General features: G+C 53.4%; 20 protein-coding genes. 17 read left to right on the forward strand and 3 right to left on the reverse strand.

Annotated features, from left to right (window positions below; genetic code table 11):
• The first annotated feature begins 73 nt into the window (after positions 1–73).
• Entirely contained in the window at positions 74–1,969 is a 1,896-nt protein-coding gene (gene parE / locus JFY74_01920) for a DNA topoisomerase IV subunit B (protein ID QQG28849.1), read from the forward strand.
• Positions 1,970–2,009: 40 nt separating this feature from the next.
• Positions 2,010–2,906 (forward strand): LysR family transcriptional regulator, encoded by an 897-nt coding sequence (locus JFY74_01925; protein ID QQG28850.1) that lies wholly within the window; start codon positions 2,010–2,012, stop codon positions 2,904–2,906.
• 40 nt (positions 2,907–2,946) lie between these two features.
• Here the strand turns inward: JFY74_01925 and JFY74_01930 are convergent, their stop codons facing one another.
• Together JFY74_01930 and JFY74_01935 are read right to left on the reverse strand one after the other, a co-directional pair.
• Complete coding sequence (locus JFY74_01930; GenBank protein ID QQG28851.1) at positions 2,947–3,528, reverse strand: NAD(P)H-dependent oxidoreductase; 582 nt, start codon at positions 3,526–3,528, stop codon at positions 2,947–2,949.
• 267 nt (positions 3,529–3,795) lie between these two features.
• Complete coding sequence (locus tag JFY74_01935; GenBank protein QQG28852.1) at positions 3,796–6,198, reverse strand: TonB-dependent receptor; 2,403 nt, start codon at positions 6,196–6,198, stop codon at positions 3,796–3,798.
• Between the two features lie 252 nt (positions 6,199–6,450).
• On the opposite strand from JFY74_01935, the gene JFY74_01940 reads away from it, so the two are divergent.
• The 7 genes from JFY74_01940 to JFY74_01970 all read left to right on the forward strand — a co-directional run bounded on the left by JFY74_01940 (position 6,451) and on the right by JFY74_01970 (position 13,963).
• Complete coding sequence (locus tag JFY74_01940) at positions 6,451–6,786, forward strand: DUF2314 domain-containing protein (protein ID QQG28853.1); 336 nt, start codon at positions 6,451–6,453, stop codon at positions 6,784–6,786.
• Positions 6,787–6,835: 49 nt separating this feature from the next.
• The gene (locus JFY74_01945) at positions 6,836–7,486 is read left to right on the forward strand and encodes a hypothetical protein (GenBank protein QQG28854.1); all 651 of its coding nucleotides are present in this window, start codon (positions 6,836–6,838) and stop codon (positions 7,484–7,486) included.
• A 35-nt stretch (positions 7,487–7,521) separates the two neighbouring features.
• Complete coding sequence (locus JFY74_01950) at positions 7,522–8,025, forward strand: SUKH-3 domain-containing protein (protein ID QQG28855.1); 504 nt, start codon at positions 7,522–7,524, stop codon at positions 8,023–8,025.
• 187 nt (positions 8,026–8,212) lie between these two features.
• Positions 8,213–10,483 carry a DNA topoisomerase IV subunit A gene (gene parC, locus JFY74_01955; GenBank protein QQG28856.1) on the forward strand — a complete coding sequence of 757 codons (2,271 nt, stop codon included), beginning with the start codon at positions 8,213–8,215 and terminating at the stop codon, positions 10,481–10,483.
• A gap of 150 nt (positions 10,484–10,633) precedes the next feature.
• On the forward strand, positions 10,634–11,371 hold the full coding sequence (locus JFY74_01960; GenBank protein ID QQG28857.1) for a 1-acylglycerol-3-phosphate O-acyltransferase: 738 nt from the start codon (positions 10,634–10,636) through the stop codon (positions 11,369–11,371).
• Between the two features lie 99 nt (positions 11,372–11,470).
• Positions 11,471–12,886, forward strand: coding sequence for a cell division protein FtsP (gene ftsP / locus JFY74_01965; protein QQG28858.1), 1,416 nt, complete (start codon positions 11,471–11,473; stop codon positions 12,884–12,886).
• A gap of 339 nt (positions 12,887–13,225) precedes the next feature.
• Positions 13,226–13,963 carry a GntR family transcriptional regulator gene (locus JFY74_01970; protein ID QQG28859.1) on the forward strand — a complete coding sequence of 246 codons (738 nt, stop codon included), beginning with the start codon at positions 13,226–13,228 and terminating at the stop codon, positions 13,961–13,963.
• Between the two features lie 49 nt (positions 13,964–14,012).
• Here JFY74_01970 and dkgA read toward each other — a convergent pair whose 3' ends face one another.
• Positions 14,013–14,840: a 2,5-didehydrogluconate reductase DkgA gene (gene dkgA, locus JFY74_01975; GenBank protein QQG28860.1), complete on the reverse strand. Its 828-nt coding sequence runs from the start codon at positions 14,838–14,840 to the stop codon at positions 14,013–14,015.
• Between the two features lie 673 nt (positions 14,841–15,513).
• Between dkgA and JFY74_01980 the strand changes: the two genes are divergently transcribed.
• From JFY74_01980 to JFY74_02015, 8 genes are all read left to right on the forward strand, one after another.
• Positions 15,514–16,032: an Hcp family type VI secretion system effector gene (locus JFY74_01980; protein QQG28861.1), complete on the forward strand. Its 519-nt coding sequence runs from the start codon at positions 15,514–15,516 to the stop codon at positions 16,030–16,032.
• A 121-nt stretch (positions 16,033–16,153) separates the two neighbouring features.
• On the forward strand, positions 16,154–18,184 hold the full coding sequence (locus tag JFY74_01985; GenBank protein ID QQG28862.1) for a type VI secretion system tip protein VgrG: 2,031 nt from the start codon (positions 16,154–16,156) through the stop codon (positions 18,182–18,184).
• Positions 18,181–18,762, forward strand: a complete 582-nt coding sequence (locus tag JFY74_01990) for a DUF4123 domain-containing protein (GenBank protein QQG28863.1) — start codon at positions 18,181–18,183, stop codon at positions 18,760–18,762. The genes JFY74_01985 and JFY74_01990 overlap by 4 nt, the downstream gene beginning before the upstream one ends.
• Positions 18,759–19,619 (forward strand): hypothetical protein, encoded by an 861-nt coding sequence (locus JFY74_01995; protein QQG28864.1) that lies wholly within the window; start codon positions 18,759–18,761, stop codon positions 19,617–19,619. Before JFY74_01990 ends, JFY74_01995 begins: the two co-directional genes overlap by 4 nt.
• A complete protein-coding gene (locus JFY74_02000) occupies positions 19,609–21,513 on the forward strand; it encodes a hypothetical protein (protein ID QQG28865.1) in 1,905 nt (634 codons plus the stop codon). Before JFY74_01995 ends, JFY74_02000 begins: the two co-directional genes overlap by 11 nt.
• 12 nt (positions 21,514–21,525) lie before the next feature.
• On the forward strand, positions 21,526–22,437 hold the full coding sequence (locus JFY74_02005; protein ID QQG28866.1) for a hypothetical protein: 912 nt from the start codon (positions 21,526–21,528) through the stop codon (positions 22,435–22,437).
• Between the two features lie 17 nt (positions 22,438–22,454).
• Positions 22,455–23,219, forward strand: a complete 765-nt coding sequence (locus tag JFY74_02010) for a hypothetical protein (protein QQG28867.1) — start codon at positions 22,455–22,457, stop codon at positions 23,217–23,219.
• A gap of 34 nt (positions 23,220–23,253) precedes the next feature.
• Positions 23,254–23,523 carry a PAAR domain-containing protein gene (locus JFY74_02015; GenBank protein ID QQG28868.1) on the forward strand — a complete coding sequence of 90 codons (270 nt, stop codon included), beginning with the start codon at positions 23,254–23,256 and terminating at the stop codon, positions 23,521–23,523.
• Positions 23,524–23,687 lie beyond the last annotated feature (164 nt).

The raw sequence follows: 23,687 nt of genomic DNA on the forward strand, positions 1-23,687 counted from the left end.
TGCATTGAAAAACGAATCGCCGAAAGCGGTTCGTTAAACACCATTCACTGAACTCAAAGAATTAACGCAAACTATGGCTCAATCAAGTTATAACGCTGATGCGATTGAAGTACTCAGCGGACTGGAACCGGTGCGCCGTCGTCCGGGAATGTACACCGATACCACGCGTCCTAACCATCTGGGGCAAGAGGTCATAGATAACAGCGTTGATGAAGCGCTGGCGGGTCATGCGCGCCGTATTGATGTGATTCTGCACGCCGATCAGTCACTGGAAGTGATTGATGATGGCCGTGGGATGCCGGTGGATATTCACCCGGAAGAGGGTGTACCCGCCGTTGAGCTGATCCTGTGTCGCCTGCACGCGGGCGGCAAATTTTCCGGTAAAAACTACCAATTTTCGGGCGGTTTGCACGGCGTAGGGATTTCCGTGGTGAACGCCCTGTCTACCCGTGTTGAAGTCACTGTTAAGCGTGATGGTCAGGTATATGACATTGCGTTTGAAAACGGCGATAAAGTGCAGGAACTTACGGTAACGGGCACCTGCGGACGTCGCAATACTGGTACGCGCGTGCATTTCTGGCCGGATGAGAAGTTCTTCGACAGCCCCCGTTTTTCAGTATCCCGTTTGACGCACCTGCTGAAGGCCAAAGCGGTCTTATGTCCCGGTGTGGAAATCATCTTTAAAGATAAAGTTAACAACACCGAACAACGCTGGTGCTATCAGGATGGCCTGAATGACTACCTGTGCGAGGCGGTAAATGGCCTGATTACGCTGCCGGAAAAACCGTTTCTGGGGTCGATTACTGGCGATACGGAAGCGGTAGACTGGGCGCTGCTCTGGCTGCCGGAAGGCGGTGAGCTGTTGACGGAAAGCTACGTTAACCTCATCCCGACGCCGATGGGCGGGACGCACGTTAACGGCCTGCGTCAAGGGCTGCTGGATGCGATGCGTGAATTCTGCGAATTCCGCAATATTCTGCCGCGCGGCGTGAAGCTGAGTGCAGATGACATCTGGGAACGCTGTGCTTACGTGCTGTCGGTCAAAATGCAGGAACCGCAGTTTGCCGGGCAGACCAAAGAGCGTCTCTCTTCTCGTCAGTGTGCCGCGTTTGTGTCCGGCGTCGTGAAAGACGCTTTCAGCCTGTGGCTGAACCAGAACGTGCAGGCTGCGGAGCAACTGGCTGAGCTGGCGATTTCCAGCGCGCAGCGCCGTATGCGCGCCGCCAAAAAAGTGGTACGTAAAAAGCTGACCAGCGGGCCAGCGTTGCCAGGCAAACTGGCCGATTGTACCTCGCAGGATCTCAACCGGACGGAGCTGTTCCTGGTGGAAGGGGATTCGGCGGGCGGATCGGCGAAACAGGCACGCGAGCGTGAATTCCAGGCGATCATGCCGCTGAAAGGTAAGATCCTGAATACCTGGGAAGTCTCCTCCGATGAAGTCCTGGCGTCGCAAGAAGTACATGATATTTCAGTCGCGATCGGTATCGATCCTGACAGTGCCGATCTCAGCCAGCTGCGTTACGGGAAGATCTGTATTCTGGCGGATGCGGACTCCGATGGTCTGCACATTGCCACGCTGCTGTGTGCGCTGTTTGTCCGCCATTTCCGGGCGCTGGTTCAGGGCGGACACGTTTATGTCGCCATGCCGCCGTTGTACCGTATCGATCTGGGCAAAGAGGTGTACTACGCGCTGGACGAAGAGGAAAAAGCGGGCGTGCTGGAACAGCTTAAGCGCAAGAAAGGCAAGCCGAACGTACAGCGCTTTAAAGGTCTGGGCGAAATGAACCCGCTACAGCTGCGTGAAACCACGCTGGATCCGAATACTCGCCGTCTGGTGCAGTTGACCATCAGCGAAGAGGATATGGATCAGACGATGGCGATGATGGATATGCTGCTGGCGAAGAAACGCTCGGAAGATCGCCGCAACTGGCTGCAAGAGAAAGGCGATAAGGCGGAGATCGAGGTCTAGCGCTTGAGTAAACACCTCATCGAGGCAGGTATATTCGCTTATGAAGGTCACGCTTGAGGAACTTCAGGCTTTTGTGGTGGTGATCGACACCGGTTCGATCACGGCAGCCGCGGAACAGCTTGGGCAAACCACGTCGGGCATTAGCCGGGCGTTGCGGCGCCTGGAGGATAAGCTGGGTACGACGTTGTTGCATCGTACGACGCGACGTCTCTCGCTTTCCGAAGAAGGCATGATGTTTCTTGAGCACGCCCGTGACGTGATTCACGCGGTGGAACATGCCGAAGAGCAGGTGCTGCTGCGCCATGAGCAACCGAGTGGACGGCTGCGGGTTAATTCGGGCTCGGCGTTTATGCAGCATGTGATTGTGCCTCTGGTGCCGGAGTTTCGCCGCCGCTATCCCAAGATCGTTCTTGAACTCAATACCAACGATTTCATTATTGATTTGCTTGAGCAGCATACTGATATCGCCATTCGCATCGGCACGCTCAAAGACTCTACCATTCATGCCCGACCGCTCGGCGCAAGCAAGCTGCGAATCGTCGCCAGTCCTGACTATCTAGAACAGCATGGTACACCTGCGACGGTCGAGTCATTGGCCGATCATCGTTGTCTGGGGTTTACTCAGTCGGAGTCGCTGAACCACTGGCCGCTGCGGCATGGCCTTCAGGATTTCTACCTCGTCACGCCGGTGCTGTTGGCATCAAACGGTGAGATATTGCGTCAGCTTGCGCTGCAAGGCGAAGGGATTGTGCGTATGTCCAACTTCCTGATTCGGGACGACCTGGCGGCGGGGCGGCTGGTGACGATCCTCACCGAAGCGACGCTGGAAGCCAGCCTGCTGGTTTACGCGGTGTATTATCGCAATAGCCAACTGGCGGCGCGCATTACCTGTTTTCTCGATTTTATGAGCGAAAAGCTCACGGAAAATCCGCTGTGAGGCGTGACCCACAGCGATAGAAAGCTACCTAAAACGCCGATCAGGAAAAGTGTTCATCCAGATGCTGGCGATAATTTGCAAGATAAGTGGGGACGTCCGGTGCTTTCATCACATCATTGCAGATGAAGGTCGGCAGTGGGGACAGCCCGATGAACTGGTTCGCTTTATGGAACGGCAGATACACGCCGTCCACGCCCGCACCGTGGAAGAACTGTTCAGGATCCTCGAATGCCTCTAGCGGTGCATTCCACGTCAGAGACAGCATGTATTTCCGGCCCTGCAACAATCCCCCAGAACCGTATTTCTTGCTGGCATCCGAACGGCTGCGGCCATCGCTGGCGTAAAGCGAACCGTGACCAGCGGTAAACACCTCATCGATATATTTCTTCAGGATCCACGGCGTACCCATCCACCATCCCGGCATCTGGTAAATGATAGTATCTGCCCACAGGTAGTTCTGAATTTCCTGTTCAATATCATAGCCGTTGTCCACGACTGTCACACGGACGTCGTGGCCTTTATCGCGTAGGAAACTGGCGGCGGCATCGGTAAGGGTATGGTTCAACTCCCCTTTAGAGTGGGCGAATGACTTGCCTGCGTTAATCAGCAAAATGTTCTGCATAGGTCTGCTCTCGAATCGGTTATCAACGAAGATGTTGGGCGTAGTCTAGAGGAGAGAGCTGCGCAGAAAAATGTGCGCTAGCGCATAACACTGTTGACTGAATATCAATAATAAAGGGTAAGAAGACACCATATTGAAATAATGCTACGGGGAAACCCATATGAGAAAAATAAAAAGGCAAGAAAGCTGTGGTGTGCGCTCTTGCCTGAGTGGTGGCGATGCTCGAATGAGGCATCGCCTTTTTTATTGAATCGTGAGTGATGCGGATTAGAAATCTACATTCACACCCAGTTGGAAGGAACGGCCAGGTTGCACGGAGAGTGCGCGGTCATACTGTCCCTGCCGATCGTTGGTTTCAATCTGGCGACTGCTGAGATAATCCCAATATTTACGGTCAGTCAGGTTATACACGCCACCGTTAACTTTCACATTCTTGCTGATGCGATAGTAAGCCGTCAGGTCAACCATGCCATAGCCGGGAATCCGCATATACTCTGTGCTAGACGCGGGGATCGCATTACCCGCATTGGTATAGCTTTCACGGCTGGTATCCTTCGCTTGCTTCCCTTTCTGGAAGGTAGACGTCAGGGCAGCACCGTAGCGTTGGGAAGGATCGTCATAGGCGATACCTACCACGGCTTTCATTGGCGCAACGCTATCGAGGTCGACATAGCGGTCGCCGAGGTAGCGGGATTGCGATTGGCCTTTGGTGTAGCCAAACGCCAGCGTGGTGCTGAGCCCATCAACAGCCGGGAACCAGGTGCCTAGCTGTATTTTGCTGCTGACTTCGCCGCCGTAGATATAAGCCTTATCGCGGTTTTCCGCCTGATATATCGTACTGATGTTACTTGGAACATTGGTAAATTTATCGGGGTTAGCGCTACGACGGTAACGGGTGTTGGCGATAAAATTCTTATACGTGTTGTAGAACAGCGCGGTACGGAAGGTGATTCCCTCCGTCGCTTCACCTTTTAAGCCCCATTCTACGTTGTTGCTGGTTTCCGTTTTGAGGTCGCTATTGCCGATAAAGGCATACTGGAACGGCCCGGCATAGTTGGCGTCAAGGTTGGTGCTGCCATAAAGCTGGCTGGCATCCGGGAACTGCGCGCCGCGACGGTACTGAACATAGGTTGTCAGCGTCGGGGTGATGTCATAGAGGAAGCTCAGAGAAGGCAGGACTTGCGTATCACTGTTGGCTTTGCTGTACAGCTTGTTGACATCGGATTCATTGATGACGCTGCCGTCACCGCTCAGACGAACCGTATTGGTCGGTTTGGTGCGTTGATGAATGGCGCGTACGGCAGGGACAACCGAGAAGGCGTGCCCTGCAAGATCCCACGTAACGGTATCCTGTACGAAGCCCCCAACGGTGTAGCTGTTGCTATCGGCTTCTGGCTGCATGATGTTATTCGCACCCGTTTGATTAGGCGATTGCCTGAACGGACGCTCTGTTTTGCTTTGGCTGGCATTCATACCCCAACTGAACTCGTGGCGATCCCAGCTTTTCACCATATGAGTATCGAACCCGTAGGTGGTGACATTGTAGTCGGAATAGACCCGGTGGCTATCTGCCGCCGCCATCCCCGTGGTTGCTGGCAGCCAGGTGTTGTCGTGTGATTCGCTGTTTTGGAAGTAAATGCGGCTATCAACCAAATCGACCAGCGTATTGTTGACGGGCGTCCAGCGATCTTTCAGGCTGGCGGTCCAGCGGCGTGTCTCGCTGCTCTGTTGCGCCGTGCCGTAAATGGTGTTGTTACCGCTTGGCAGATTCCCCCAGTAGTCATAATGGGTGTGATTGGTTTTATGGTAATAATCCAGCGTACCGGTGAGCTGATGCTCGTCGTTGGCCTGCCAAATACCGGACGCCAAAATGGCGTTAGAGTGCCAGTTGGCAGGGTAAGCGGCGATCTCGTCGCTGTTATTACGCGTTTGCTGGCCGTCGCGGCGGCTGAGCACGACAATGCCGCGCAGTTCGTCGTCACCGCCTGCGGCAGTGATGCCATTATGCCAACCGTGGTTGGCGGAATCGTAGTCACTCTGGAAACCGAAGTAGTCCTGCTTGCCCGCTTTCAGGTAATTATCGGCAGATTTTGGTCGAAAGGAGACGCTGCCTCCGAGTGCGTTGACAGTATTTTCTGCGGAGGTGACGCCTGACTCAATATCGACGCTGCTGTACAGGTAAGGATCGATATAGTCGCGTCCCATACCGAACGTATTGAATCCGGCACGGCTAGCGTAGCTACGGCCTGTAGCATTGGGCAGGGCGATGCCATCGGTATCGATCGCCACACGGTTGCTTTCAATGCCGCGAATGTTATAGCCCGTGTAACCGCCGCGGTCGAAGCCGCTTTTCCCTGTATTGCTGCCGCCGCTGGAACCTGTTGCGCTCACCAGAGGCTGATAACGCATGATGGTGCCAAAATTGTTGCCGCCTTCTTTTTGCATGTCTGCGGCTGTTAGCGTTGTACTTGAACCCGCTTTTTTCTCGATTTTCGGCGAGTTGACTACCATCAGGTCGTCGGTCTGTCCCGTTTTTGCTGCCGAACTGTCTGGGTTCTTCCCGCTGAGTGCGTTGTTGCCCGTGGTGCTATCCGCTGCCATGCTGTTCAGCGCGACGCCAGTCAAGATGCCGGTGAGAAGAATTTTATTTAAATTCTTGTTAATTAACATAATGATACTCTGCTATAAGGGTTGTTCTGGCCAGCGGCGTTGGGGGAAACATGGCGTGCTGGTAGCTAACGTCTGCAAAGGAAATGCAAGGCGTCGAATAACATTAATTATCATGTGGAAATGATAACTATTATCAATATGCTAAGCATTATCATTTGTTGTTGCAACGATGATGAATAATTCTTAATGAAACGGTATGTGTGCTATCAATACTGACGCGGCGGTGTATGCGCGATGTATCAATGAGGCGTAATGAAATTACCGACTTACGAAACTGACTGCTATGAGCTGGACGATGGCGAAGCGCTTAACCGCGAGTACCCAGACTCATTCTGGATTCCAGACAACGCGGTGCGTGAATCATTAGCACCCGACGATTTTGTTAAATTGATTTTCCGTATGGAAAAAACCGCAGGCGCGGATGCGCTGTCGGTAGAAAGGATGTGGGTCAGAGTGACGAAAAAGCATCACACGTTTTACGAGGGTGTTTTAGATAATGACCCCACGGGAAGTGATTGCGTGCAGTGCGGCCAGAGCGTGATGTTTCAGGCTCGTCACGTGATTGGCATTTATGGAAAAGATGGCTAGCAGCGTTGCTATCCGTGCGCTGTTCTGATGGTTGATAGGGTATTTGTTGATGAAGATTGCTGCACTTAGGTCGAAGGCTCGGCGTAACACGCTGGAAGTCGAACATATTCTTGCGGCGGCGAAAGCGCGCTTGCCGGGGTTACGCGATGAGCTTAATCGGCTATCCGCTGAGTTTAACTGGTCTCACTCACCGTACTTGCCCGACGGCACACACGTTGTTCCGTTAGCGAAATGGGCTGAAATTGCAGGCGCTTATGCTGAGGATGGGTTTGAAGCACTCGGCGTGCTGGCGGCCGAACCCGATAATGCCGCGTATGCGATTGGCCTACTGGAAGAGCTTCGGTCTCATGCCGCGGTGGATGCGCTGATCGCTTTCTTTCCCGCAGTCATGCAGGCTCCTGAACAGGCACCCGAAACGGCGTGGTGCCTTACCACTGCCTATAACTTACTCCTGAGCATCAAAGGCAGCGTTGTGGCGACGGATGAGCAGGCAACCGCCGTTCGCACTTTCCTGATGCGGCTGTTACCGCTGGCGACGACGGAACATCACACCTTACGGATATTCTGTGCGCTGCGTGGCGTGGGCGATTCATCCTCTCTGGATCTGCTGGCAAACCAGAACGATCTGGCTCCGCCCAATAACACGATAAGGATGAGCGCAATACGCGCTATTCGTCAGCGGTTGCGAAATACACGCTGACTTTTTCCTTCGCTGCTACTGCGAGATGACCCACGATGTCGATTGAAATACCTGAATCCGTTCTTCCACTGTTTCACGCGGCAGGTTGGCCGCGTGTCGCCGAGCAACCAATCCCGCCGTTTGTGCCGGAGAACCATCCGGCTTTCGCTATCCTGCGCGCGTTCAGTGGGCTGACGGTCGGGCAGTGTGGCACAGGAGAAGCATGTGCCAGTGGCGATATTATTTTTGGCGGCAGTGAAGATTTGCAGGAAGATGAAACGCTGCTCGAGTGGCAAGGTATTTTGAGCTCGACGTTAATTCTTGTCGGTGAAACCCACCATTCTCACGGTGCTCTGCTGATGGATAGCACGGGAGCCTGCTACGGGATGAGCTTTATCCATGATGCATTCTGGTTTGAAGGGGCAACTTTCGGTGCCGCCGTTGAACGCATTCTGCTGGGCCGCAAGGGGCAACCGATGCTGCGACCAGACCAGCCGTCAATTTCTGTGTATGGCGAAACGATTACCGCAGATCATCCGAGCGTTCATCGCTACCGCTAGCCACCTTCTCCCATCGTACGCATTCACATCAGCCATCGCCAATGTGGAGTCGCAGCACGGTTCTCTGTGAGATTGTTCCCTGTGACATCACCTCATCAGATAAGGTACTATTCCCGCCAAACATACCGCCGCTATGGCGTGCCGGAAAGCGTAACCATCGCGCCGCGATGTGAGGGAAGTGAGATAAATGAGTGAGATGACTCATGACGGCGCAGAAAGCCTTGCGCTGCGCACGTTTACCGAAAATGCATACCTAAATTATTCCATGTACGTCATCATGGACAGGGCATTGCCGTTCATTGGCGATGGCCTGAAGCCTGTGCAGCGTCGCATTGTGTATGCGATGTCCGAGCTGGGACTGAATTCCAGCGCCAAATTTAAAAAATCTGCCCGTACCGTGGGTGACGTGCTGGGTAAATACCATCCGCACGGCGACAGCGCCTGCTATGAAGCGATGGTGCTGATGGCGCAGCCGTTCTCTTACCGCTACCCGCTGGTGGATGGTCAGGGGAACTGGGGGGCACCGGACGATCCGAAATCGTTCGCCGCCATGCGTTATACCGAATCGCGGTTGTCCAAATATGCAGAACTGCTGCTGTCCGAGCTCGGGCAGGGCACGGTCGATTACACCCCGAACTTTGATGGCACGATGCAAGAGCCGAAGATGCTGCCTGCGCGTCTGCCGAATATTCTGCTGAACGGCACCACCGGGATCGCCGTTGGGATGGCGACGGATATACCGCCGCACAACGTGCGTGAAGTCGCCGCCGCCGCCGTGATGCTGCTGGAAAACCCCAAAGCCTCGCTGGAAGAGTTGTTGCAGCATGTCCAAGGGCCGGATTTCCCGACGGAAGCTGAAATCATTACGCCACGCGATGAAGTGCGCAAACTCTACCAAAATGGCCGTGGTTCAGTGCGTATGCGTGCAGTCTGGAAGAAAGAAGACGGTGATGTCGTCATTACCGCGCTGCCACATCAGGTTTCTGGTGCCAAAGTGCTGGAGCAGATTGCCAGCCAGATGCGTGCGAAGAAGCTGCCGATGGTCGAAGACCTGCGTGATGAATCGGATCACGAGAATCCAACCCGTTTGGTGCTGGTGCCGCGCTCGAACCGGATCGATATGGATCAGGTGATGAACCATTTGTTCGCCACGACCGATCTGGAAAAAAGCTATCGCGTTAACATGAACATGATCGGTCTGGATGGTCGTCCTAGCGTGAAAGGGCTGGTCGAGATCCTGAGCGAATGGCTGGTCTTCCGTCGCGACACCGTGTGCCGCCGTCTGAACTACCGTCTGGAAAAAGTGCTCAAGCGCCTGCATATCCTTGAAGGCTTGCTGATCGCGTTCCTGAATATTGACGAAGTGATTCATATCATCCGCACGGAAGATGAGCCGAAGCCCGTTCTGATGCGCCAGTTCAGCCTGAGTGAAACACAGGCTGAAGCGATCCTAGAGCTGAAATTACGTCATTTGGCCAAGCTGGAAGAGGTGAAAATCCGTGGTGAGCAGGGCGATCTTGCAAAAGAGCGCGATCAGCTTCAAGCACTGTTGGCATCCGATCGTAAGCTCAGCAACCTGATTAAGAAAGAAATTCAGTCAGATGCGCAAGCCTATGGTGACGATCGCCGTTCGCCGCTGCGTGAACGTAGCGAAGCGAAAGCGATGAGCGAGCACGACTTTGTGCCGTCCGAACCGGTTACCATTGTGCTGTCAGAAATGGGCTGGGTACGTAGCGCGAAAGGGCATGACATCGATCCTACTGGGCTGAGCTATAAAGCGGGCGATAGCTTCCGCGCTGTGGCGAAAGGTAAGAGCAATCAGCCCGTGGTGTTCATTGACTCCACCGGCCGCAGCTATGCACTGGATCCGATCACGCTGCCTTCTGCACGTGGTCAGGGGGAGCCGCTGACGGGCAAACTCACGCCGCCGCCGGGCGCGACGATTGAACAGGTGCTGATGGCCGCGGACGATCAGCCGCTGCTGATGGCATCCGATGCGGGCTACGGCTTCGTCTGTACCTTCAACGATCTGGTGGCGCGTAACCGCGCGGGTAAAGCGATTATTACACTGCCGGATAATGCGAAGGCGCTGGCACCGATCGAGATCAAAGGCGACGATAACCTGCTGATGGCGATCACCGCCGCAGGCAGAATGCTGCTGTTCCCTGTCTCCGATCTGCCACAGCTGTCGAAAGGTAAGGGCAACAAGATTGTGTCTATCTCCTCGGCTGATTTTGCGGAAGGCAAAGATCGTCTGACCTGGCTGTATCTTCTGCCACCACAGGCTTCAGTCACGCTGTACTTCGGTAAGCGTAAGCTGGTGCTGCGTCCAAACGAGCTTCAGAAGTATCAGGGCGAACGCGGGCGGAAAGGCACATTGCTGCGTGGGCTACAGCGTATCGACCGGATTGAGGTGGATGCACCGCAGCAAATTAGCACCGGCAGCAGCGAAGAATAACGCCTCCGTATTGTCATGTGCATGTTGAGAAAGGCGGTGTCATACCGCCTTTCTTTAGTTTCCGGTTGCCATCCCGTCGCAAATTGAATCACCGTGTGTTTTAGCGCGAAATCGCTATACTAGCGGCGGCTGTCGGCTCATGAGGTTGCTATGTTATCCATTTTGCGTTTTTTTATTGTCGTTATATTTTCGATTTTGATCTGTATTTTTGGCTTGTTTTACTGCCTGTTCAGCCCTCGAAATCCCCGCCATGTAGCGACTTTCGGCCATCTTTTTGGTCGCTTGTCCGTCGTGTTTGGCCTGAAAGTAGAAATGCGGATACCGGAAGAAGCGGCGCATTACGGCAACTGCATCTATATCGCGAATCATCAGAACAACTACGATATGGTCACGGTATCCAGCGCAGTTCAGCCTCGTACTGTTACCGTGGGCAAGAAAAGCCTGCTGTGGATCCCGTTCTTCGGGCCGCTTTATTGGCTGACGGGTAACTTGCTGATTGACCGTGAAAACCGCACTAAAGCGCATGGCACCATTGCCCAGGTCGTGAAGCATATTAAAGAGCGTAACACGTCTATCTGGATGTTCCCCGAAGGTACTCGCAGCCGTGGACGCGGCCTGCTACCATTCAAAACCGGTGCCTTTCATGCCGCGATTAGCGCAGAAGTGCCGATTGTGCCGATTTGCGTTTCCACGACCAGCAACAAGGTGAAGTTGAACCGCTGGAATAACGGGCTCGTTATCGTCGAAATGTTGCCACCCATTGATACCCGCGCATATACCAAAGAGCAGGTTCGCGAACTGGCGACACACTGCCATGATGTGATGGCTGCCAAGATTGCGGAGCTGGATGCGGAAGTGGCGGCGCGCGAATCAGCAAACAAAAAATAAGTTTCCCCTCGGGTTACGCGATTATTTCTTCCGATTGTCTATTCAAGAACGAATCGGAAGTTAAACTTTGCTTACGGTTAATGGATTTACGGAGTCATTATGTCACTCAGCCGACGTCAGTTTATTCAGGCATCGGGCCTTGCGTTATGTGCGGGTATGACGCCACTGGTAGCCAAAGCCAGTGGGAATCCCGCCGCATTGCCGATACCGCCATTACTGGAGTCGCGCCGAGGCCAGCCGCTTTTTCTGACCATGCAGCGTGCCCATTGGGCATTCTCTGGCGACCGTAAGACCTCAGTTTGGGGAATCAACGGCCATTATCTGGGGCCGACGGTGCGAGTGTATGACGGCGATGACGTTAAGCTGATTTACAGTAACCGCCTGAATGAGCCTGTCGCGATGACAATCGGCGGCTTGCAGGTGCCGGGGCCGCTGATGGGCGGCGCGGCTCGCATCATTTCTCCGGGAACCGACTGGTCACCGGTATTGCCCGTTCGTCAGCCAGCGGCGACCTGCTGGTATCATGCGAATACGCCGAACCGCATGGCCCCGCATATCTATAACGGGCTGGCTGGGCTATGGCTGGTGGAAGACAGCGCCAGTAAATCTCTGCCGCTTCCCAATCACTACGGTGTTGATGATTTCCCATTGATTATTCAGGATAAACGGCTGGATAACTTCGGTGTCCCTCTCTATAACCCGCCTTCTAACGGCGGATTTGTGGGGGACTCGCTGCTCGTCAACGGCGTGCAAAATCCCTTTGTTGAAGTGTCCCGTGGTTGGGTTCGCCTGAGATTGCTGAACGCGTCGAACTCCCGGCGCTATGTGATGCGGCTGAGCGATGGCCGGGCGATGCATGTGATTGCCAGCGATCAAGGGCTATTACCGGCACCGATGGCGGTGAACCAGCTTTCTCTTGCGCCCGGCGAGCGACGCGAAATTCTGATCGATATGTCGCAAGGCGAAGAGGTCACGCTGACGGCAGGCGAGTCGGCAGGGATTATGGATCGTCTGCGCGGGTTGTTTGAGCCGTCCAGCATCCTGATTTCGACGCAAATACTCACGCTGAAGCCGACCGGGCTGTTGCCATTAGTCACGGACAACCTGCCGATGCGTTTGCTGGCCGACAACATCATTGAAGGCAGCATCAGTCGCACGCGTGAGTTCCGTCTGGGGGACAATCTGCCCGGCATCAACGGCGCGATGTGGGACATGACGCGGGCCGATGTACAAACTCAGCTTGGCCGCTGTGAGCGCTGGATTATCCACGCCGACACGCCGCAGGCTTTCCACATTCAGGGCGTAAAATTCCTGGTGCGCAGCGCGAATGGTCGTCCGCCAGCGGTGGAAGACAGCGGCTGGAAAGATACGGTGTGGGTAGATAGCGATGTCGAGCTGCTGGTTTATTTCACGCAGCCTTCTTCAATGGCGTTCCCTTTCCTGTATTACAGCCAGACGTTGGAACTGGCCGATCGCGGCTCGACGGGGCAGCTCATCGTACAATCTGCGATGTAAACCGACCCATAGCCTGCCAACTTCTCCGCGTTACCCTCCGCCGTGACAAATGTGACGGCGATGCTTATCTGTTTCTTAATGTGATCCACCTCTATTCAGACAAACCAAAATTAAAGATGCGAAGGCGTGCGGACGATACCTTATATATTGATGTTGCTATTAATTAAGGGTGAATGGCGTTCTGCGTCGCGTACTGTTCCGAGTCTGATTGGTGCTAAAAGAACATTTTTTATTACAACAATGTCAGAGTCGAGCGTTTCGTTTCGCTATGAAATCAGGTTCACTTTCTGTTTTAACCTGTACGCAGCCAGAACGCTGCGTCATTAAAAGGGCTGCACTATGCGGGAATTACTGCTTTGGGTCAGGGATCAGCTGGCTGGAGCGCCATCGGCGCCTCGCTACATGCAGCTCGCGTCGTTGCTTGAATCAGAAATCGGCCGCCGTAAGACGTTATCCGGCCAGTTCTTACCCGCCGAAAGGCTGATTGCGCAGCAGTTGGGATTATCGCGCGTAACGGTTTCCCGTTCCCTGTCACTGCTGGAAGAAAAAGGGCTGATTGTGCGCCAGCAAGGTGTGGGAACCCGTGTAGCTCAACGGCTGAACTACGCGTTGAGTGCTGAGGATGAAGGGTTCACCGCGCTGATATTGAAACAAGGCGGCGTTGCTGGCAGCCTTTGGTTAGAAAAGGCAATACAGGTTCCGCCTGCTGCCATCGCCGCAAAAATGTCTCTGCCGGAAGGCGAGGCCGTCACTTATCTGCGACGCGTCCGGCTCAGCAATGGCGAGCCTGTTTCGCTGGAAACGACCTGGATACCGCAAAAATTCCTACCCGACCCGGAAGCGCTTGAGCAATCTCTCTATCAATATTGGGTGACGCGTGGCATCACACCGGACAAAAAACGCTATCGTTTCAAAGCGATTGCCTGTAAGGCAGACATCGCTGCGCTTCTTGGTATTGCGGCGGAGGCACCTGCGCTGTACTGCCAACTGCATGTTTATAACGAACGGGGTGAACTGCTGGAATACAGCGAAGCACATTGCCGTAGCGATGTGTATGAGATTCAGTTTGCCGATTAGAAGAACAATGCCAGCCCGGTGAAGGCTGGCATTGACGGTGGCTTAGCTCTTAGTCGTTTCTCGGCTCATCAGGGTCCGAGCCCAGACGCTTCCCGCTGTCCAGCTTGGCAATTTCCCCCAGTTCGTCTTTATCCAGACGGAAATCAAACACCTCGAAATTTTCCTTGATGCGTGCAGGCGTCACCGATTTAGGTATCACCACCAGCCCGCTGTCCAGATGCCAGCGGATCACGATCTGTGCCGGCGTTTTCCCGTATTTGCTCGCCAGTTTACGGATAATGGGATGGTCGAAGACGCCTTCGCCACCCTGCGCCAGCGGGCTCCAGGATTCTGTCTGGATATGGTGCGTGGCGTTCCAGGAATGAAGTTGCTTTTGCTGGAGAAGAGGATGCAGCTCGACCTGATCGATGACCGGCAAGACGCCCGTTTCTTCTTTTAGCCGCTGTAAGTGGGGAATATGGAAATTACTGACGCCGATACTTTTCGCCAGACCTTGTTCCTGGAGTTTGATGAGCCCGCGCCAGGCATCCACGAAGGTATTCTGTTGCGGGAGCGGCCAGTGAATCAGATAGAGATCGATATAATCTAACCGAAGTTTTCTCAGGCTCTCTTCCAGTGCTTTTTGGGGATCGGTATGATCGCCATTCCAGAGTTTGGTGGTGATGAACACCTCTTCACGCGGCAGGTTCGCGGAACTCAGTGCCTGACCAACGGCCTCCTCGTTCTTATAAATCGCGGCGGTATCGATCGCCCGATAACCGATGGACAAAGCCTCAGTCACAGCGATCACCGTGTCCTCACTGCTTGCTCGCCAGACACCAAGGCCCAACTGGGGCATGATATTGCCGTCCGCCAGCTTAACTTTCGGTTGCGTCATCTCATTCTCCTTTTATATCCGTTAATCCATAAACGTATCATAGGGTTAACTGGATGGGCGACCTGTTCATATCACGGACATAGCGGAACGTGATCCCTAGCAGGAACAGGCATATGATTTCATTCTAGTAGAAAAATTCGTCTGCTATACATTGCATGATGATAAAGGGAGCCGATTGACTAATGTCAAATGATTAAATTTACGCTGTGCTCGTAACATCGAAGGTGGGAAGTCAAAAGTAATGGCATCCGCCAAGAATGTCAGTTTTGGTAGAGTGTGTTTTTTAATCAATGCTTAGTAAGCACTTACATATATGTATGGTTTGCGTGGTTTATTTATCACCTAAAATAGAAATAATTCTATCAATAAGTACCGATTTAATAGACCACCCCTTGCATGAATTAATGCCTAACTCAAACTTTCAGCATAACTGCGCATTCTGCGCAACTTCTTGCTCACTTTCCAGTGGAAATCACTTTTTTGCGCAATGGATGCCGTTTTTTCGCGAGGTCTGCGCAACTTCTTGCTCAAATTTGGCTTAAGGAAAATTTTAGTTAAGGAAATTAATAGTAAAAACAATTAGATAAAAATTGGCATGCGGATTGCTATACGGAACGTGAAGTTATTCATTCTGTTTAATAACTCATTCCGTTCAACAACAAGGAGCAAGACTATGCCAACGCCATGCTATATCAGCATCGAAGGGAAAACGCAGGGCAACATCACCGCGGGTGCTTTCACCTCTGACTCTGTCGGCAACATCTATGTGGAAGGCCACGAAGATGAAATGCTGGTACAGGAATTCAAACACGTGGTCACCGTACCGACCGACCCGCAGTCCGGTCAGCCGTCTGGTCAGCGTGTCCACAAGCCGTTCAAATTCACCGTGGCACTGAACAAAGCGGTGCCGCTGCTGTACAACGCGCTGTCTACCGGTGAAATGCTGCCCACCACCACCCTGAAGTGGTATCGCACCTCGGTGGAAGGCAAGCAGGAGCACTTCTTCTCTACCATCCTGACTGATGCCACCATCGTGGATATCGACTGCAAAATGCCGCACTGTCAGGACCCGTCAAAACTGGACTACACCCAACTGATTGAAGTGTCGCTGGCCTACCGCAAAATTGACTGGGAGCACACCGTGGCCGGTACCTCCGGCTCCGATGACTGGCGTGCACCGGTCGAAGCCTAATCTTTCTGTCTCTAACCCGGCCACCGTGCCGGGTTTTCTGCGTGTACTGCCCTGAGGTCTGATTCTCCCAGACCTGAGTGCAGACAACACGGTTTTCATCACGGGACGCGAGGGAATCAACGTGGCAAACAGTACAGGATTACAGTTCACGGTAAAGGTCGGTGCATTACCCACCTCGACCTTTGCCGTGGTGGATTTTCAGCTCAGCGAGGCACTTAACCAGCCGTTTGCCCTGTCGCTGAATCTGGCGAGTGCCTTGCCGGATGTCGATTTTGGTACGGTACTCGACCAGCCCTGCGAACTGCTGGTGTGGTACGAAGGCGAACTCCAACGGCGAGTGAGTGGCATTGTCAGCGCCTTTGCCCAGGGCGACACCGGCTTTCGCCGCACCCGCTATCAGGCAGACGTCCGTCCGGCGCTGTGGCGGCTGGGGCTGCGCACCAATGCCCGCATCTTTCAGGCGCAAAAGCCGGAGGCCATTATCGGTACGTTGCTGGAAGAGTCTGGCATTACCGATTATGCCTTTGCGCTGCGTCACGACCATGCGGTGCGGGAATACTGCGTGCAGTACCGGGAAAGTGATTTAGCCTTTATCACCCGTCTGGCCGCAGAAGAGGGATTGTATTTCTTCCATGAGTTTGAAGAGGGTAAACACCGCGTCGTCTTTGCGGATGATGCTGGGGCACTCAGCAAAGGCCCGGAACTGTTCTTCAACCTCGCTACACAAGGACTGAGCGAAGGCGAATACGTCAGACGTTTCCGCTACGCTGAAGCGGTCAGCACCGCCGAAGTCGCCCTCAAGGATTACAGCTTCAAAACCCCCGCCTACGGCCTGCTGCACCGCAAGATGAGCGGCGAGCTGGCGAACCAGCGCGAAAGCTACCAGCACTTCGATTACCCCGGTCGCTTCAAGCAAGACCCGAGCGGCAAGGCCTTTACCGGCTATCGGCTGGACGCACTGCGGGCGGGTGCGATGACCGGCTCCGGCGAATCCAATGCCGCGATGTTGATGCCCGGCAGCAGCTTTACCTTAACCGGACATCCCAACCCGACGCTGAATAGTGGCTGGCAACTGGTGGCCATCACCCACAGCGGGCAGCAGCCGCAGGCGCTGGAAGAAGAAAGCGGCGGTGAACCGACCACCTACAGCAACAGCTTCGAGGTGATTAGTGCCAAAAGCACCTGGCGTGCTGACCTGCCCTACAAACCGATGGTGGACGGCCCGCAAATCGCCACCGTGGTCGGCCCGGCGGGGGAAGAGATTTACTGCGACTCGTATGGTCGGGTGAAGCTGCAATTCCCGTGGGACCGCTACGGCTCCAGCGATGACCAGAGCTCCTGCTGGGTACGGGTCAGCCAGGGCTGGGCGGGCGGTCAGTATGGCCTGATAGCCATCCCGCGCATCGGCCATGAGGTCATCGTCAGTTTCCTCGAAGGTGACCCAGACCAGCCGATTGTCACTGGCAGAACCTTTCATGCCACCAACCCGTCACCGTATGAGCTGCCGTTACATAAAACGCGGATGACCATCAAGAGTAAAACGCACAAAGGTGGGGGATTTAACGAACTGCGTTTTGAAGATGCCGCAGACAACGAAGAAATTTTTATCCATGCACAAAAAGACCAGAATATTCAGGTCAATCATGATGAAACGCTCTCTGTCGGTAATGATCAGAAAATTGCCGTCGCGCGCGATCGCAAAACCAATATTGGTCAGGATGAAGCCAATACGGTTGGCCGCGACCGCAAAGAGCATATCCGCCAGGACGTCTTCGTCACCATTGATCGTAACGAGGTACGCAACATCGGTAATACGCTGAAGGAAGATATTACCGCCAGCCATCTCGTCACGATTGGTGAGCATGAAAAAGTGGTGATTGAAGGCATACAGTCCATTGAGGCCAGAAGTGGTCAGAGATTGCTGACGACTGAATATGTTCTGCAAGGCACAGACCGTATTTTAATTCGCGGCCCGGCAGGCAAGATCTTGCTTGATGGTAGTGGCATCACATTGAACGCACCGAATATTCAACTAAAAGGGAATGTCAGCATTACGTCTCCCTCTGGTGACCAGATACAGGCCATTGAAGCGGTGATCAATCAAGGAACACCACTGGTTGAAGAGTGTCCCCTTAAAGAGGGCAAAGAATGAGCTTCTATCAACAACTGGAGAAAGCCGGGCTACCGACTCGCAATAGCCGTACCCACCTCTATGTACTGACGGAAACCCGTGCCGAGCGAAACCTGCTGGCGCGGCTGGAGTTTCACGAGGTTGTCCATTATCCGTTATGGCATCTGGATGCACAGGCGGGACTTGAACAATATACCCCCTGGCTCTGTGTGCCAGAGCCTGACAGCGATTTTGATCTGTGGCTGGGCAAGGCGTTTGAGACGATGCCCATGATTGTGCTATTTGCCCGAATGTCACCGGATGAGGTGCGGCGACATCTGAGGCATTTCAGTAAGTTTGTGGAGGGAACCCGGCGGTTTATTTTGCGTCTGGGCACCCCGTCAGCTCTGCAACTTTATATTGCTTCCATTGCCCATACGTCTTCCGCTGTATCACGTTTTTTCGCCGATGGTGAGATTGAGGAGATGTATTTCCACGACCCGCAGGCATCACTGTCACGGCGCGTACAACCCCTGTTTGAGCAACAGCGCCATGAAGAAGCGGAGTGCGATGGCTGTCTGGTCTGGCTCGATCTTCCCATTGATCAGGAGGCCAGATGATGCTGAATGCTATCGATCTCGACAGCATGGCGCGTGTTGCCAGAAAGCAGTCGGATATCCGGTTGTCACGCTACTTGTGCGATACACTGGCTCCGCTGTTACCCCGTCTGCCCAGCACACCGCAATACATGCCTGCTTTTGTGGACGCCGCCGGTAAAGAAGCGATAGCGGCGGGATATAGCGATGGGCGTCAATACAACACACACGTTACCCTGAGCTTGCTGCTGGGTCTGGGATGGCAGAATGATATCCATCAAGCCACCCTCAATCCGATTTTGACGGCGGCGGGACTCCCTGAACCGACCCGGCTGAATCTGGTTGTTAACACCGCCATTACACTGAGACAGCAGACTGAACGTGTTATGCCGCAGGCGCATCAGATTTTTATCACGTTATTGTCGATCAATCCTGGCGCATTACAGGCAGAAAATATCTGGCGAGCCTTTGAGCAATCCGCACTGCTGTACGGTATCAATACGCCTCAGCGGATACAGGCCTTGTTTGAAACCTATGAAGCGGATGCGCTGCGCCAACTGGCGTTGCCTCCCGTCAAGCGCCGGAAGTATTCCGCTTATGAGCAGCTCGGCATACGCCAGATGACAGGACATATGCCCCTGCCCAGTGATGACTTACAGCACCTGCAACAGCATCAACTGATTTGTCTGGGCTGCCATGTTTTACTGGCTCTGAGCTTTGGACGCTTCTTTTACTGCAACCCGTTATTCAGCGGGTTGCATGACGGGTTGCATGACGGGTTGCGTCAGGACTTGGAGCCGCGCCAGCTCTGCCATTTCTTGCTGCAATTTTTACAACAGCATCAACGTATGCTCATGGAGGAGGCATCCAATGACAACTAACGCCCTCAGTGCCAGTTTTGAACAACTCTCTCAGGATGCAATGGATGGCAATGTACCCAGCCCGGCATCGATTTGCACCGACTGTGCCGGACTCGGCGTACCGTTCTCGATCAATGGCAGCGACGGGCCACGGGACGCGGATCAATGGCTGGGTATCCCCTCTTATGATGATGCGGCGACGCCAGACTGGTTCATGCAAAATCCTTGGATCACCGATCGTGTCGAAAACTTCCGTAATACCTATCTGCCACGAGTTCTTTACCAACTGGGAGAGCGGTATGGTGATGCTTATCTCGCCGAGCTCCATGCGTTTCAGTCCGCACAGGGGCTTGAGTTCCATTGTCTGGAAGACGACATGGAAACGGAAACCCACGTTACGCCCGCCTTTCTAATAGAAGTGACCCGGGGAGACATAACCGAGCGCCCCACGATCTCTTGTAACCAGACAAACTGTGTCTTTCTGGGGAGCCGTATCTACTTCTGGACATTTACGTCTGCCCGTTATCGAGAAGACCCACTGATGGGCGCGGATGGACAACGCCTTGCCCTGACGCAGTTCGAGTGGACGGTTTCCGGCCTGTTCGACCCGGCACAGGCCGCACAGGCGTTGGCTCAGCACTATCAGCAGGCCAAAACGTTGAACCAACTCTGGACGCGCGTATTAGCCGTCGCACAGATAGGACTTGGCGTCTTGTCGATTATTCCTGTCGTGGGTGTAGCCAGAGGGCTTTTCGGCCTCTACAAAGGGGTACGGTATACCTTTGCGGCTATTGACGCGGCACTTGCCGCCAACGCCATTGCCAACGGCAGTACGACACTGATCACGGGTGAAGGAATAGACCATGGCGAAGCCCTTTTTGAAAGCCTGGGCAAGGCGGTCGATCCGAAAGACGGTAAAGAGCGTGGCCGTCAGGTCTTCATGTTCATCAATCTGGCGATGCTTTCCCCTGCGGCACTGGGCGCGACTCGCTGGGTGCTGCGCAAGGTACGGGGGGATGTCCCCGTCAGTGCCCGTTTCGACACCGATGCCATCAGTGAAGAAGAGCGCCGTCGACTCGGGGGACACACGAGCGGCGAGCCGCTGGCGATTGAACTGCGTGGTCGCAGACCGGCAGGACGCCATGACGAAACCGGCGACATCGAATGGCGAAACAGGCCATCATTAGATACCAATCGCAGCCAGGTTGCCCTGACCACGGCCACGGGTAAGGCGAATTATTGTGTGATGAGCAATACACTGCGCAGCAATCTGACGTCGTTGATTATCCAGCGTGGTGGTAGCCTGAAAGTAATAGGCCGTGTCTGTAAAGTGGTCGGTGATGCGGGTGAAGAGGCATTTGCCGCCGCTATGGTGGAAAAAATGGGCTTCAACGCTGAGCGCATCCTCGGCTACAGTAATAAAGTCGGAGTACCCAACCGTTTCGGGCTGACGAACAAGAGTGGCCACGGCCTGGATATGCTGGTCTGGGTGCCGCCGCCACCGTCTCTGACCGTGCGGGCACCAACAACCAACACCATGCGCCACAGCCTAGATGGAGCAAAGGGTACGCCTGCACCAACCCAGACGCTAACCTTCAAGGAAGACACGTTACTGGTGATTGAAACCAAAGCGACGTTGGGTTTGACTAAGACACCAGGATTTAATAAGACACAGGGAACAGGGGCAGGTAAGATTACTGATATTATGGGGAAAATAAAGAGAGGTCGTAATGGATGGACTACGGAGAAAATGAGCGAAGTTGATCCTGACTTTCTAAAAAAGATAGATGCTATCCGTGATGCCTCTAAAGATAACAAACTTGCTTATATTCATGCACAAATTTTTTTTGATTCAAAGGGTGCGCTCAGCAAATTGGCTGGCAATGGAACAGGTATTCAATTAAATACGTGGTAATAAGGACAGAACATGGCGAAAGTTAAAAGTCGATTAGATAGAGTTTTGCCCCAAGTGCCAAGCTGGGCTAGTGATGCGTGGCCTATAAGCGGAACCCGCTTACAGAAGTACGTTTCTGGGGATGGAGGTGTGGGTCATGCATGCACAGATATGTTTGATTACGGGATGCAGGCAATTAGATTCAGTTTACTTGCAGCATATGAACACAACTCAAGAGATGCTATTAAGCAAATGACTTTTGGATTCGTGCGGAATTTGTTTTCAGAAATCGTCGATCTAAGAATATTAACATCTCCCGAACAACTGTTCGTCGGTACGTTGGATGATTGTACACATACAATGTTGGGAGTATTGGCGCTTGGAAAATCAGAACTGGTTTCCCCTTATTATCAGACAGTATTCGATTGTATTGAGAAAGGCTATGGTTTAGGTAATGGTCATAATCCTCCCGTTGGAACTACGCTGCGTTATGCAGCCTTCGGTCTGACTATTATCGGCGACTGGTTAGGAAAACCTCTGGACTTGGACAAGCACGCTTTGCCACGCGACCCCGCTTGGGGCCAGTTGGTAGCACATTGGCGTGAACCCGACCCTGAAAAGTTCTTGCCTGTGCTACTCGGTGCCTGTGATACGCACGTCGAGCGAATCGCCGTGACCGAGAGAGAAGCCAACCAGCAAGCTAAACAATTCGAGTTCAACTCCGTATTCCTCGCAGTCCACCCCACAGAGATCCTGGCCGTATTGCGTCTGCGTGAAATCATAGGGTTGACGAACCCAGCCCACATTGACCATCCACTGATGCAGACACCTTATGCCGCGATTACCTGCCAGCCCGGGGAAGTGACAGAGCGCGATGAACTGCTTGACCGCTTTCTTGAAGTGGTACGTCAACGTGATCCTCAAGTGCTGCCGCCAGGCCTATGAAAGAGCAAACCGCTGCCATGCAAATCCCAACGTGGGAACAATTTTCTTCTGTATTCGCCGCCTCCAGTGACAAGCTGGTACAGGCTGAGCGAGAGGCATTGCTCCAGCAATACAGTGAATTCGATGACGATCAGGCGACATCATCGGTAGACAACTACTTGAATGCTTTGATCGCAATCTATGGCTACTTTCTGGATTATAAAGAAGGCACGTTCAGTATTGTCGAGTGGCTGGAAGAAAAGCTGGGGGATACCTTCACCGCCGAATTTGATTACGACGACGATACGGTGAAAGCCCACTTTGGCGACAGGGTGATTGTGCTATCTCATCACTCGATGGGAATGGATGGGTTCGAGCAGGATTTGGCGAAGCTCGAACAACTGATGAAAGGTCGATACCTCTTCCTCTACCGACATCCAGAAGAAGGTGGTGTCAATGACACTGTAGAGTTGCTGCTGGTGCCCACAGAGCATTGGCAACGGGCGGTACAGCGTTATGGGCAGGCGCAGGTGTCAGCCTATTTCAGGCGCTGTGCCAATAAAGAGAGTAAGCGGGATGTTCGTTACCACTTCAAGACCAGAATATTTTTGTGGTTGGTGCTACCCGTGATAGTCGTTTTCTCTCTCTACGTGGCATGGGAAACGCTCAAAGGCGATACGCCACCACCGCCGCAGCCGAAGGGATGTGAGAATGTAGACAGGGCTTACAGTGATCAGTCAGAACAGGTAGCCGCTATCATGAGATACGACATGCGCAAGAAACTCGGTTGCGATAGTAGATAAAATTGACGGTGCTGTGTAACGAAGGAGAAAGTCTATGTCAGGACGTGGTGCCATTCGCCTGGGGGATGCCCATTCAGGTGGAGGAAAAATGATTGAAGCCAGTGGCTTTCCTGTGAATGGCGTTCCGCAGTGTCTGCTTGGCGATAACGCGGTATGTCCCACCCACAAGGGAACGTTTCCGCTGGTTTCAGGCGGTGATGGTTCAGCGGTTCATAATGGACGCCCCATGATATTTGAGCCAGGTAAACTGGCCTGTGGCTGTAGCGTGTCATCATCATGTGCAGGGAATTACAATCGTAAATAGTGATTTTACCCAGCAATAGTGGACATGCAACTCAGTGAGTAAACTCATTAACAGAGGGGACTCACATGATAAAGTCAGTATCAATCAGCAAGAAATTGTGTAAACAACATACTCCCTGGTTTCGTCAGATTGGCGGAGAAACGGTGAATAGTGGGTGATGTTTT

This window comes from Pectobacterium carotovorum (assembly GCA_016415585.1).
In the GTDB taxonomy this organism is placed as follows: domain Bacteria; phylum Pseudomonadota; class Gammaproteobacteria; order Enterobacterales; family Enterobacteriaceae; genus Pectobacterium; species Pectobacterium carotovorum_K.